Source organism: Rhizobium grahamii, assembly GCF_009498215.1.
Lineage (GTDB): Bacteria > Pseudomonadota > Alphaproteobacteria > Rhizobiales > Rhizobiaceae > Rhizobium > Rhizobium grahamii_A.
The window spans coordinates 1,224,685-1,237,989 of record NZ_CP043498.1; the positions used below are offsets into that span (position 1 = coordinate 1,224,685).

12 protein-coding genes are annotated in these 13,305 nt (G+C 60.6%); 9 read left to right on the top strand and 3 right to left on the bottom strand.

Going from position 1 to position 13,305, the window contains the following annotated elements; genetic code table 11:
- The first annotated feature begins 52 nt into the window (after positions 1–52).
- From FZ934_RS06115 to hflX, 5 genes are all read left to right on the top strand, one after another.
- The gene (locus FZ934_RS06115) at positions 53–2,317 is read left to right on the top strand and encodes a sensor histidine kinase NtrY-like (RefSeq protein WP_153270330.1); all 2,265 of its coding nucleotides are present in this window, start codon (positions 53–55) and stop codon (positions 2,315–2,317) included.
- A complete protein-coding gene (locus tag FZ934_RS06120; protein WP_113363047.1) occupies positions 2,307–3,671 on the top strand; it encodes a sigma-54-dependent transcriptional regulator in 1,365 nt (454 codons plus the stop codon). The genes FZ934_RS06115 and FZ934_RS06120 overlap by 11 nt, the downstream gene beginning before the upstream one ends.
- A 64-nt stretch (positions 3,672–3,735) precedes the next feature.
- Positions 3,736–4,599, top strand: a complete 864-nt coding sequence (locus FZ934_RS06125) for a D-amino-acid transaminase (RefSeq protein WP_153270331.1) — start codon at positions 3,736–3,738, stop codon at positions 4,597–4,599.
- 110 nt (positions 4,600–4,709) lie between these two features.
- Positions 4,710–4,952, top strand: coding sequence for an RNA chaperone Hfq (hfq, locus tag FZ934_RS06130; protein ID WP_003539403.1), 243 nt, complete (start codon positions 4,710–4,712; stop codon positions 4,950–4,952).
- Positions 4,953–5,029: 77 nt separating this feature from the next.
- The gene (gene hflX / locus FZ934_RS06135) at positions 5,030–6,364 is read left to right on the top strand and encodes a GTPase HflX (protein ID WP_153270332.1); all 1,335 of its coding nucleotides are present in this window, start codon (positions 5,030–5,032) and stop codon (positions 6,362–6,364) included.
- 59 nt (positions 6,365–6,423) lie between these two features.
- Here the strand turns inward: hflX and FZ934_RS06140 are convergent, their stop codons facing one another.
- Genes FZ934_RS06140 through FZ934_RS06150 form a run of 3 tightly spaced genes read right to left on the bottom strand, consistent with a single transcriptional unit; the run spans position 6,424 to position 9,084 of the window.
- Positions 6,424–7,647 (bottom strand): FAD-dependent oxidoreductase, encoded by a 1,224-nt coding sequence (locus FZ934_RS06140; protein ID WP_153270333.1) that lies wholly within the window; start codon positions 7,645–7,647, stop codon positions 6,424–6,426.
- A 9-nt stretch (positions 7,648–7,656) separates the two neighbouring features.
- The gene (gene mazG, locus FZ934_RS06145; RefSeq protein ID WP_153270334.1) at positions 7,657–8,490 is read right to left on the bottom strand and encodes a nucleoside triphosphate pyrophosphohydrolase; all 834 of its coding nucleotides are present in this window, start codon (positions 8,488–8,490) and stop codon (positions 7,657–7,659) included.
- 6 nt (positions 8,491–8,496) lie between these two features.
- Positions 8,497–9,084, bottom strand: a complete 588-nt coding sequence (locus FZ934_RS06150) for a deaminase (RefSeq protein WP_153270335.1) — start codon at positions 9,082–9,084, stop codon at positions 8,497–8,499.
- Positions 9,085–9,345: 261 nt separating this feature from the next.
- Between FZ934_RS06150 and cysG the strand changes: the two genes are divergently transcribed.
- Genes cysG through FZ934_RS06170 form a run of 4 tightly spaced genes read left to right on the top strand, consistent with a single transcriptional unit; the run spans position 9,346 to position 13,300 of the window.
- Complete coding sequence (gene cysG / locus FZ934_RS06155) at positions 9,346–10,782, top strand: siroheme synthase CysG (RefSeq protein ID WP_153270336.1); 1,437 nt, start codon at positions 9,346–9,348, stop codon at positions 10,780–10,782.
- 2 nt (positions 10,783–10,784) lie between these two features.
- On the top strand, positions 10,785–11,099 hold the full coding sequence (locus FZ934_RS06160; RefSeq protein WP_113363043.1) for a DUF2849 domain-containing protein: 315 nt from the start codon (positions 10,785–10,787) through the stop codon (positions 11,097–11,099).
- Between the two features lie 8 nt (positions 11,100–11,107).
- Positions 11,108–12,778 (top strand): nitrite/sulfite reductase, encoded by a 1,671-nt coding sequence (locus tag FZ934_RS06165; protein WP_153270337.1) that lies wholly within the window; start codon positions 11,108–11,110, stop codon positions 12,776–12,778.
- Between the two features lie 9 nt (positions 12,779–12,787).
- A complete protein-coding gene (locus tag FZ934_RS06170) occupies positions 12,788–13,300 on the top strand; it encodes a DUF934 domain-containing protein (protein WP_153270338.1) in 513 nt (170 codons plus the stop codon).
- Positions 13,301–13,305: the final 5 nt, after the last annotated feature.

Consider the following 13,305-nt stretch of genomic DNA (forward strand, 5'->3'; position numbering starts at 1 on the left):
CCGATCCCACTTTGCGGGGTGCGGTGGTTGATCCGCCGTTAGGAGATGGGTCATGAAACAGGAAGCGGTACCGTCGGAAGACGAGTCGGTGACGACCGTAACCGATCGTCGCGCACTGTTTGCTCTTCCGGGTCTTGTTCTGGCCGGCGGCGCGCTTTTGTGCGCCACGCTGACGCTGTTCGTTCTTCTTGGCCTGACGCCCATCGCGCCAACGTCGCCTGTTGTCATCACGTCCGTCGTCATCAACTCGTTCTTCGTGCTTGGCCTGATGGCGCTGATCGGCCGCGAGGTGTCGCGGCTGCTCAAGGCCCGCAGACGCGGTCGCGCAGCGGCGCGTCTCCACATCCGCATTGTTGTCCTGTTCTCGATCGTCGCGATCACGCCGGCGATTCTCGTTGCGATTTTCGCAAGTATTACCTTGAACGCCGGTCTCGACCGCTGGTTCGCCCTGCGTACGCAGTCCATCATCAGTTCGTCCCGCAATATCGGGCAGGCCTACATGATGGAGAATGCCAGCTATCTGCAGGGTCAGACCGTCTCGATGGCGAACGACCTCGAGCGCAACCGCCAGCTCTTCAGCCTCGACAGGACCGGCTTTGCCGACATGATGACGCGGCAGGCGCGCGGGCGCGGTCTTCTGGGCGCCTTCCTGGTGAAGGCCGACGGATCAGTCATTACCCAGGCCGACATTCAGACGGAAAAACCCCTGCCTGCGATACCGCAGGATGCGCTGAACAAGGCTGCGGCCGGTCAGCCGACGCTCATTCCTCCGGGTGTTACGAACCTCGTCGGCGCCATCATCAAGCTTGAGGCGATCGACGGTGCGTTTCTCTACACCGTCCGGGCTGTCGATCCCAAAGTCATGACCGCCATGCGGATGATGGAGGAGAACGCCACCGAATATAAATCCATGGAGGCGGGTCGCTTCTCGCTGCAGATCGCCTTCGCGGTTCTCTACATCGGTTTTGCCCTGATCGTCCTGCTTGCCGCGATCTGGACGGCGATCGCTGTCGCCGACCGCATCGTGCGCCCGATCCGCCTGCTGATCACGGCGGCCGACAGCGTGGCTTCCGGCAACATGGACATCGTCGTTCCTGTTCATGCCGTCGATGGCGACGTCGCCAACCTGTCGCGCACCTTCAACAAGATGATTTCGGAAATTCGCACGCAGCGTGACGAGATTCTGGAAGCGAAGGACGAAGTCGACGACCGTCGCCGCTTTATCGAAGCAGTGCTGTCAGGCGTGACCGCCTCGGTGATCGGCGTCGAACACGATCGCCGGATCACCATTGTCAACAGTTCTGCGGAAGCACTGATGGCGTTGCCGGCATCGAAGATGCTGGGCATGCAGCTTTCCGAGATCGCGCCCGAGGTTGATCAGGTGCTGACGGAAGCTGCAGTCCGCTATCGCGGCGACTTTCGCAAGCAGATCGCCCTTGTGAGGGCCGGTACCGTCCGGACGCTGAGCGTTCAGGTGACGCGCGAGGAAGTCCGCGATATGAGCGAGTCCTATGTCATCACGCTCGATGACATCACCGATCTGGTGATCGCGCAGCGCTCGACGGCCTGGGGCGACGTCGCTCGCCGTATTGCTCACGAAATCAAGAACCCGCTGACCCCGATCCAGCTATCGGCAGAGCGCATCCAGCGCCGCTACGGCAAGCAGATCAACCCGGATGATCGCAGCGTTTTCGATCAATGCACCGAAACCATCATCAGGCAGGTCGGTGACATCGGCCGCATGGTGGACGAGTTCTCGTCCTTCGCTCGCATGCCGAAGCCGATCAAGGAGCCGAGCGACCTGCGCAAGATCCTGCATGACGCGGTGTTCCTGCGCGAGATGGGCAACAGCCACGTGACCTTCCTGCAGGAACTGGGCGACCAGCCCCTGGAAGGACAGTTTGACAGCCGCATGCTCGGTCAGGCGTTCGGCAATTTGATCAAGAATGCGGTGGAAGCGATCGAAGCCGTGCCGAGCGGTGAACGCGACGAGCGAAAGATTCTCGTCCGCGCCTCGCTCGATCAGCCGCGCGACCGCTTTACCGTCGACATAGTCGATAACGGTCGCGGCCTGCCGGTCGAGAACCGTCACAGCATTCTGGAACCGTATATGACGATGCGCGAGAAGGGCACAGGGCTCGGTCTGGCGATCGTGAAGAAGATTATTGAGGAACATGGCGGGCAGCTCGAGTTGCATGATGCGCCCGCCGATTTCGACGAGGGACGAGGGGCGATGATCCGCGTGCATCTGCCACGTTTGGAAGCCGCATCTTCGGCCCAGGTCGCAAGTGACAAGGAAAGTGTTTATGGCCTCTGATATTCTGGTCGTCGATGACGAGCACGACATCCGCGAGATTGTCTCCGGCATTCTCTCCGATGAAGGGCATGAAACCCGCACCGCACACGATAGCGATAGTGCTCTTGCGGCGATCTCCGACCGTGCGCCGCGGCTGATTTTCCTCGACATCTGGATGCAGGGCAGCAAGCTCGACGGCCTGTCGTTGCTGGACGAGATCAAGACGCGCCACCCGGATATTCCGGTCGTGATGATATCAGGCCACGGCAACATCGAGACCGCCGTTTCCGCCATCAAGCGCGGTGCGTTCGATTTTATCGAGAAGCCGTTCAAGGCCGATCGGCTGATCCTGATCGCCGAACGCGCACTCGAGAATTCGAAGCTGAAACGCGAAGTTTCCGAGCTGAAGCGCAAGGCGGGGGACCCGGTTGAACTCATCGGTACGTCGGTCGCGGTCTCGCAGCTTCGCCAGACCATCGAAAAGGTTTCGCCCACCAACAGCCGCATCATGATCTTTGGTTCGTCGGGGTCCGGCAAGGAACTCGTCGCCCGCATGATCCACAAGAAGTCGACGCGTGCGAATGGGCCCTTCGTGGCATTGAACGCCGCCAACATCACGCCTGACCGGATGGAAATCGCGCTGTTCGGTACTGAAGGCGGACCTGGCCAGGCGCGCAAGATCGGCGCGCTGGAAGAGGCGCATCGGGGCATTCTCTACCTCGACGAAGTCGGCGAAATGCCGCGCGAGACACAGAACAAGATCCTGCGCGTTCTCGTTGACCAGCAGTTCGAGCGCGTTGGCGGCTCCAAGCGGGTGAAGGTTGATGTGCGCATCGTGTCGTCGACAGCCTATAATCTCGAAAGCCGTATTGCCGAGGGCTGGTTCCGTGAAGATCTTTATCACCGTCTGGCGGTCGTACCGGTCAAGGTGCCAGCGCTTGCCGAGCGCCGCGAAGACATCCCGTTTCTGGTCGATCAGCTGATGCGGCAGATTTCCGAGCAGGCCGGTATCCGTCCGCGCCGGATCGGTGACGATGCGATGGCCGTCCTGCAGGCGCATGATTGGCCGGGCAACATTCGCCAGTTGCGCAACAACATCGAGCGGCTGATGATCCTGGCCCGTTCCGATGGCCCGGATGCGCCGATCACCGCCGAAATGCTGCCGACCGATCTCGGTGACATGCTGCCGAAGGTCTCTGCTAAGAACGACTACCACATCATGACGTTGCCGCTTCGCGAAGCGCGCGAGATGTTCGAGAAGGACTACCTGATCGCGCAGATCAACCGCTTCGGCGGCAATATCTCGCGTACGGCGGAGTTCGTCGGCATGGAGCGCTCGGCCCTTCACCGCAAGCTGAAGTCACTCGGCGTCTGATTTGAGGGCGGCGTCTATACGCCGCTCTCCATTCCTTGCTCCTATTTCCACATACAGGTCAGCAATGCCTCGAATAGCCTATGTGAACGGCCGCTACGTCACGCACTCCAACGCAATGGTCCACATCGAGGACCGCGGCTATCAGTTCGCCGATGGCGTCTACGAGGTCTGTGAGATCAGGCACGGCTATATCGTCGATCTGACGCGGCATCTGAACAGGCTGGAGCGGTCCTTGGGTGAGCTGCGCATCGCATGGCCGATGAGCCGCAAGGCGCTAGCCGGCGTTATCCGCGAGACGGTGCGGCGCAATCGGGTCCGCAATGGCCTCTTCTATCTGCAGGTCACGCGAGGCGTCGCGCGCCGGGACCACGTCTTTCCGGCCGAAGGAACGCCGCCTTCGCTTGTCATCACCGCAAAGAGCACCGATCCGTCGATCATCGCCCAAAAGAATGCGAACGGCATCAAGGCGATCACTGTTCCCGACAATCGCTGGGACCGGGTTGATATCAAGTCCGTCGGTCTCCTGCCGAACGCCATGGCGCGCCAGCAGGCGAAGGAAGCGGGTGCCCAGGAGGCAATCTACGTCGATGCCGAAGGCATGGTGAAGGAAGGCGCGGCGACCAACGTCTGGATCGTCGACCGCGACGGTACGCTCGTTACGCGCCCCGCCGAACACGGCATCCTGCGCGGCATCACGCGCACTACTTTGATCGATATCGGCGCCAAGCTCGGCCTGAAGATCGAGGAGCGCAAATTCTCGGTCGCCGAAATGCTCGCGGCGCGCGAAGTATTCATTACGGCGGCTACCAGCATCTGCTTTCCCGTGGTCTCGATCGATAGCCAGACAATTGCAAACGGCCATCCTGGCAGCGTCTCCCAGAAAATTCGGGAGGCTTTTTTCGACGTTGCGGAAAAGATTGCGATTTGATACCAAGACTTTCTGGGCAGATGGGATGAGGGTTGTCGGCTGCCTGCAGGCGAGGTTGATTAGTATTTCACCGGCGAAACCAAGCCGGCAATAAAGAAAGAAGCGGCGCGATGGCGGAACGTTCTCAGAATCTGCAGGACTTATTTCTCAATACTGTTCGCAAGCAAAAGATTTCACTGACAATTTTCTTGATTAATGGTGTTAAGCTGACCGGAGTTGTCACCTCATTCGACAATTTCTGCGTTCTGCTTCGCCGTGACGGACATTCGCAACTCGTGTATAAGCACGCAATCTCGACCATCATGCCCGGCCAGCCGATGCAGATGTTCGAAAGCGAAGAAGCCGCTTCCTAACAGGACCTGTAACTATCTCGACACGCGATACCAAGAATGATTCGATCATCCCGGAAGCAGCCAAGCACCGGGATGACATGCGCGCGACCGTTATCGTGCCTGTCCTCAAGCAGGCGCGTGGCGGCCGTAACGCCAGCGATGCAACGCCGGCTGTAACCCGTACCCCCGAAAGCCGTCTTGAAGAGGCGACCGGTCTCGCTCAGGCGATTGATCTCGATGTCGTCCATGGCGCCATCGTTCCGGTCAATGATCCGCGTCCGGCGACGCTGATGGGTACCGGCAAGATCGAAGAGATCAAGGCGACGCTCGATGCGAATGACTCAGGTCTTGTCATTGTCGATCACCCGCTGACCCCTGTGCAGCAGCGCAATCTCGAAAAGGAATGGAACGCCAAGGTCATCGACCGCACGGGCCTCATCCTCGAGATTTTCGGCCGCCGCGCTTCCACCAAGGAAGGCACGCTGCAGGTCGACCTCGCGCATCTCAACTATCAGAAGGGCCGGCTGGTTCGAAGCTGGACCCACCTTGAACGTCAGCGCGGTGGCGGTGGGTTCATGGGCGGTCCGGGTGAAACCCAGATCGAAGCCGACCGTCGCATGCTGCAGGATCGTATCATCAAGCTCGAACGCGAGCTTGAGCAGGTGGTCCGTACCCGCCAGCTGCATCGCGCCAAGCGCAAGAAGGTGCCGCATCCGATCGTGGCGCTGGTCGGCTATACCAACGCCGGCAAGTCGACGCTGTTCAACCGGATCACCGGGGCAGGCGTTCTGGCCGAAGACATGCTCTTTGCGACGCTCGACCCGACGCTACGCCGGATGAAGCTGCCGCATGGCCGCACGGTGATCCTGTCCGACACGGTCGGATTCATTTCGGACCTTCCGACCCACCTCGTTGCCGCCTTCCGCGCCACGCTGGAAGAGGTGCTGGAAGCAGACCTCATCCTGCACGTCCGCGACATGTCCGATGTCGACAATCAGGCGCAGAGCGCAGACGTGCTCCGCATCCTGAAGGACCTCGGCATCGACGAGGAAGAGGGCGACAAGCGGATCATCGAAGTCTGGAACAAGATCGATCGTCTCGAGCCTGAGGACCACGATGCCATCGTGCAGAAGGCAAGCGGTTCTGAAAACGTCGTGGCTCTCTCCGCTGTCAGCGGCGAGGGTGTCGATACGCTGATGGACGAGATCAGCCGCAGGCTCTCTGGCGTTCTGACCGAAGCAACCGTTCACCTGCCTGTGGACAAGCTCGCATTGCTTCCATGGCTCTACGATCACGCGATCGTAGGTAACCGCGAAGACAACGAGGACGGCTCGATCACGCTCGATGTGCGCCTGTCGGAAGCGGAGGCAGTTGAACTGGAACGACGTCTCGGCAATGGCGCCAAGGCTGCCAAGGAAGACTGGGAGCGGTAATCACCGCTCCTTTTTCGTCGAGCACCAACGTCCTCTATTCAGATACGAATCGGATCCGCCTATGCCGGCTGGCCAAGCGCATCCTCATCGCTGCTATCGAACGCGATGCGGTCAAAGGCAATGCGCGCGACCGGGCTGAGCAGTTCGCCGGTCACCAGCGTCGTGATCAAACCTCGCAGCAACGGAAATTTCGTCACCGGACCGATCAGCAGATCTCGGCTGAAGGGAAGAATGCGGCTGTCCGACTGGTAGAAGGGTGTGAGGATGCTGCTCAGTAGCTGGTAGAACCGGATATGCATCTGCCGCTGGCGCAGATGCCGGGTCAGGCCGTCCGCAATCGTCTGCTGGCTGATGAGCGCAGTGCAAAGCGAGGCGGCGTCGAGCAATGCCATGTTCGCTCCCTGGCCAAGCTGTGGGCTGGTCGCATGCCAGGCATCACCGATTCTGATTATGTTGCGGCCCGCCAGCGGCTGTCGCGTATGATGCCGATAGCGCGCATGGACCGGCTCCGCGATTTCGGCCAGGTCCACCACGTCAGGCCAGAATGCGCGCACCTCGTTGATCCAGGCGGCCCGTCCCGCGTTGCGCCACGCTGCGACGTCGGTATTTCGTATGCTCCAGAAGAACGTCGCCATGGGTGCTGCGCCGTCATGCGCGGTGCCAACAGGCAGTACGCCGGCCATCTGGCTGGCCCTGTGATAGCGTTGCTGCAGTTCATCCTCGGCAAATGGGCCGCCCTTCGGCCACGGAACCGTCGCCCAGAGCGCACCGTAGCTCAGTTCAGTCGCCGGTTTCCGGTCAAGCGGAGAACCTGCGCCCATGGCATCGACGACCAGATCGGCAGGCGACCCGTTTCGCGCTTCAAGCACAATGCGCGGACGGCTGCCATCCTCGACCGCCGTGACGCGGGAGGAGGTCTCAAAGCCAACGCCGGCACGAACGGCCGCGTCAAGCAGCAGATCGAACAGGGCGACGCGCTGAATGGCGATCCCGTGCGCGCCCTTTGCGTAGCTGACGTCGAGGACCGTGCGCCCATTGCTCGACAATCGGCCGTGCATCCGACGGATGCGCGAACCGCGCGCCAGGACCTGATCGAGCAATCCCATGTGGGAGAGAACCGCCGCTCCCGTCGGCTGAATGACGAAACCCGAACCCACCGGCTGCGGTGCCGCCATCTGGTCATAGATCGTCACAGCAGCACCTTGCCGCGCCAGCAGTGTGGCGAGTGACAATCCGCCAATCCCTGCGCCTGCGATTGCGACTTCGAGCGACGTGAGGTTCATCTGTCGGTATCAGCCCAGCTGTCGCTCGATCGCCTTTGCGGCCTGCCAGATTTCTTCCATGCGTTCCAGGCTTGCAGCCTCCAGTTTCTCACCTTCTGCATCAAGAACAGTCTCTATATGCTTGAAACGACGCCGAAACTTTGTATTGGTTCCGCGCAATGCATCCTCGGGATCGGCTTTCACATGTCGGCCAATATTGACTACCGCGAAAATGAGGTCGCCGAGCTCGTCGCTGACCTTTGCCTGATCGCCCTCCGACAAGGCGACACGCAGTTCGCCAATCTCTTCTTCGATCTTGTCGAGGATCGGTTCGGGAGCGGACCAGTCGAAACCGACCTTTGCGGCACGCTCCTGCAGCTTCAGCGCCTCCGTCAGGGCGGGGAAGCTTCGCTGCACTGAGCCCAGGAAGCCGGCCTTGAAATCCTCGGTGACGCCGCGCTTGGCCCGCCGCTCGGCGCGCTCGCGTTTTTCCACCTGCTTGATATCGTCCCACTGCTTCTTCACGGCGTCAGGCGTGTCGGCGTCGGAGCGGGCGAAGACATGCGGATGGCGACGGATCATCTTGCGGGTAATGGCCTCGACAACGTCGCCGAAGGAGAATTCGCCGGCTTCCTCGGCCATGCGCGCATGGAAGACGACCTGCAGCAGAAGGTCGCCGAGCTCCTCGCAGAGGTCGTCCATGTCATTGCGCTCGATCGCGTCGGAGACCTCGTAGGCCTCCTCGATCGTGTAGGGCTTGATCGTCTCGAATGTCTGGACGATGTCCCAGGGGCAGCCGCTTTCGGGGTTGCGCAGTGCTGCCATGATCTCGATCAGGCGTGAAATGTCTTTGGAAGCTTCCATGATCACTCAGTTCAGCGGAATGTCGTTGTCGCTCTTCGATGCCTGGTAGCTGTTCGAAAGCGAATCGTAGCGCGCCTTGATGCGTGCCGTCTGCGACTTCAACTCGGCCTTCATCCGATCGTCCTCGGTTTCGACCAGATCGGCGATAGCAAAGCTGTTCCAGAACGCATTGCTGCGCCGATAGCCGCCGGGTTCCAGGCCGAAAACCTCCTTGAGGATTTTCAGGTCGTGCGGGATGGCGAAGGCGTCGCGCGAATCTTCGTGGCTGAAGAAGTAGTAGAAATTGTCGAACCCGGCCCAGGTGATGGCCGACATGCACATGGTGCAGGGTTCGTGAGTGGAGAGAAAGATCAGGTCTTTCGTGGCCGGTTTTTCGCCGAGTTCGTAGAAGCGCTTCAGCGTATGCACCTCGCCGTGCCAAAGAGGGTTCTCAAGCTCGTTGTTCGTCTCCGCGATGACGAGCGAGAGGTCTGATTTGCGCAGGATGGCGGCGCCAAACACCTTGTTGCCGGCTGCGACGCCGCGCTCGGTCATCGGCAAGATGTCCTGTTCCATGACGTTGAGCAGGCGGGCGGCTATGGTCTTGTCTGGCATGAATTTCTCCTTGTGATCAGCACTCTAGCGCCAGCGTCATTGAAGGCAAATCCCGATCGGAGCATGCTGTCGGTTTGTCACAGGCTTTCTGCTGCTATCCGACGGGTCAAAGTGTGCTCCTATCGCCGCACCGGTGACTTTTACTCAAATCATTGGAAGACCGAGTAAAAGAATACCCGCCCATGGGGGCTTTGGAATTTCTGTTCCTTCATTTGCCTTGTCGGAGCGTGCATATTCCGGCAACTTCGAAATGGATTGATGATGCCTCCCAAGACTGAACAACTGTCGGTATTTCCTGCCTTCTTCCGTGTTGAAGGCAAGATCGCGGCTGTCTTCGGCAATGGTGACGAGGCCTTCGCCAAGGTTCGTCTGCTCCTCAATACACAGGCGCGGATCGTTGCCTATGCGGATCGCCCCGAAGCCGACTACCACGCCTTCCTGATTGCAAACCGGATCGAAACGGTACGATCAGGCTTTGTTGCCGAGCAGATCAATGGCGCAACGCTCGTCTTCGCGGCGACCGGAGATGCGGCGCAGGATCGCGCCATCGTTGAGGCTGCGCGTGCCGAGAAGGTGCCCGCCAACGCCGTCGATCAGCCTGAATATTGCGACTTCTTCACGCCCGCACTTGTCAATCGCGCGCCAGTGGCTGTCGCCATCGGCACGGAAGGTGCCGGTCCCGTGCTGGCGCAGATGATCCGCGCCCAGGTCGACCAGTTGCTTGCACCGTCGCTCGGTCGTCTTGCCGATCTCGCGATCGGTTACCGCAAGGCCGTCGAGCAGATTGTTCCCAAGGGCGCTGCGCGCCGCCTTTTCTGGCGCCGCTTCTTCTCGGGCGCCGTTGCCGATGCCGTCGCCAATGAAAACCTGCCGCAGGCGCGCCGTGCGGCCAATGGCCTGCTGCAGTCTGCCGAAAAGGTCGAGGGCCACGTGTGGCTTGTCGGCGCCGGCCCTGGAGCCGCCGATCTGCTGACGCTGCGCGCCCAGCGCGTGATGATGGAAGCCGATGTCATCGTCTATGATGCCCTCGTGCCGCAGGAAATCGTCGATATGGGCCGCCGTGACGCCGAGCGTTTGTCGGTCGGCAAGCGTAAGGGATGCCATTCGAAGTCTCAGGAAGAGATCAACGATCTGCTCGTGCACCTCGGTCGCGAAGGCAAGCGCGTGGTTCGCCTGAAGTCGGGCGATCCGCTCGTGTACGGCCGGGCTGGCGAGGAGATGGCCGCACTGCGTGCTGCGGGCATTTCCTATGAAGTCGTGCCCGGTATCACGTCGGCCTTCGCCGCAGCCGCCGACTTCGAACTGCCGCTGACGCTGCGGGGCGTGGCGTCGTCGCTGGTCTTCACCACTGGCCACGATCTGACCGGTGACGTCTTGCCGGATTGGGCGAGCCTTGCGGTCTCGGGCGCAACGATCGCCGTCTACATGGGTCGCACCGTCGCGGCATCCGTGGCCGAACGCCTGATGCGGGCCGGCCTGCCTGCGGAAACGACTGTTGCTGTGATCGAAAACGCAAGCCGTTCCGACAGACGCCTGCTGCATGGTATTCTGCGGGATCTTCCGGATCTGCAGCACCGAGACGAGTTGACCGGTCCGGTCATGGTTATTATCGGCGATGCGGTCGCAGGCGCCAATTTCGAACTGTCGGAACCGCTTGTGCGCGAACGCGCCCGGTCCGAGGAATTTGCAAGGAGCTGAACATGGTAGACAAGGTTCTCACCGCCAACCGCTTGACGGACGGCATTGCCGTCTGGCTGAATGCCAATGGCGAATGGGTCGTCTCTCTGCAGGAAGCCCTTGTTGCCCGCCATGCCGAGGCCGTCGCGGCTCTGGAAGCGATCGGTAAAAAGTCCTATGCCGACAATCAGGTCGTGGACGTCGCCGTCGTCGAGGTTCAGGAAACCGATGGCGTGCTGTGGCCGTTGCGTCTTCGCGAGCGTATTCGTGCGCAGGGCCCGACCATGGAATACGCGCCGGGCTACAAGCCTGCCGACCCCGCATTTATCGCAGTCTGAGGAAGCAGATGTATCGTTACGACGAATTTGACCACGCTTTTGTCGCCGAGCGCGTCGAGCAGTTCCGCGACCAGGTTCAGCGCCGCCTTTCCGGCGAGCTCGCGGAGGATGCGTTCAAGCCGCTGCGCCTGATGAACGGCGTCTATCTGCAGCTTCACGCCTACATGCTGCGCATCGCCATTCCCTACGGCACACTCAGCTCGCGCCAGATGCGTATGCTTGCTCATGTTGCTCGCAAGTACGACCGTGGCTATGGCCACTTCACGACTCGACAGAATCTGCAGTTCAACTGGCCGAAACTTTCGGACATGCCCGATGTTCTGGCCGAACTTGCGACCGTCGAGATGCACGCGATGCAGACCTCCGGCAACTGCATCCGCAACGTCACGGCTGACCATTTCGCCGGCGCGGCCGCGGATGAAGTTGCAGATCCGCGCCCATATGCCGAGATTCTTCGCCAGTGGTCCTCCGTGCATCCGGAATTCTCCTTCCTGCCGCGCAAGTTCAAGATCGCCGTCACCGGCGCCGAACGTGACCGCGCTGCGATCCAGGTTCACGATATCGGCCTGCATCTGAAGAAGAACGAGAAGGGCGAAATCGGGTTTGCCGTCTATGTCGGTGGTGGCCAGGGCCGCACGCCGATGATCGCGAAGCTGATCCGCGATTTCCTGCCGGAGGAAGATCTGCTGTCCTACACGACGGCAGTCATGCGCGTGTATAACCTGCATGGTCGTCGCGATAACAAGTACAAGGCACGCATCAAGATCCTCGTGCATGAAACAGGTGCGGAAGAACTGGCGCGTCAGGTCGAGGCCGAGTTTGCCGAACTCAAGGACACCGAGCTGAAGCTGCCGGAAGCGGATGTCGAGGCCATCACCGCCTATTTCGCGCCGCCGGCTCTGCCGGAGCGCGCTGAAGGTTGGGAAAACCTCGCTCGCTGGAAGAAGGCCGATCCGGCATTCGCACGTTGGGTGCAGCAGAACGTGCAGCCCCACAAGAACCCGGACTACGGTATGGTGACGATCTCGCTGAAGCCGATCGGCGGCATTCCGGGCGATGCCTCGGATAGCCAGATGGAGGCGGTTGCCGATATCGCCGAAGAGTATGCCTTCGATGAAATCCGCGTCAGCCACGAGCAGAATCTGATCCTGCCGCATGTGGCGCTTGCTGATCTCGAGGCCGTCTATCGCGGCCTGGTTTCCATCGGCCTTGCCGAAGCCAATGCCGGCCTGATCACTGATATCATTGCCTGTCCCGGGCTGGACTACTGCGCGCTCGCCAATGCGCGCTCAATCCCCGTTGCGCAGGAAATCTCCCGGCGTTTCGGCGATCCGGATCGCCAGGCTGAAATCGGCGAGCTGAAGATCAAGATCTCCGGCTGCATCAATGCCTGCGGCCATCACCATGTCGGTCACATCGGCCTGCTTGGCGTCGAAAAGAAGGGTGCTGAACTCTACCAGATCACGCTTGGCGGTTCTGGCGACGAGCATACGTCGATCGGCGAAATCATCGGTCGCGGCTTCGAGCCCGATAAGGTGACCGATGCGATCGAAACGATCGTCAACACCTATCTGGCAATCCGCAAGGATCCGTCGGAAATCTTCCTCGAAGCCTATCGCCGCGTCGGTCCGCAGCCGTTCAAGGACGCGCTCTATGGTTCAGCGGCAGAAGCGGCGTAGGAGAGGACGATGACCAAGATCTGGAGAGAAACGGGCTTCGTCGAGAACGATCCGTGGGTGATCGAGACGGAAGAGGTCAAGGCAGGCGAGGGGCAGAAGCCCCTTCTTACCATGGACGAACTGATCGCCAAGGCCGACGAAAGCAACGAGGTTGGCTTCGGCGTGCTGATCAAGCCGGCGGACGATGTCCGCAAGCTTGAGCCCTATCTCTATCGCCTGGAGATTGTCGCTGTTGCCTTTCCGGCGTTCAACGACGGCCGGGCCTTCAGCCACGCATCCCTGCTGCGCGACCGCTTGGGATACACCAACGAACTGCGTGCCGTCGGTGATGTGCTGATTGATCAGATTCCGCTGATGCAGCGTGTCGGCATCGACAGCTTCGCCGTCACCAACGAGACTGCGATAAAGCGTCTCACGGAACATCGTCTGCCGGGGATTCCGCATCATTATCAACCGGCTGTGCGTGACGCGGACGCCGGCAAGGGCTATAGTTGGCGTCGTCAGGCGAAGCCGGCTGCGTAAGCACC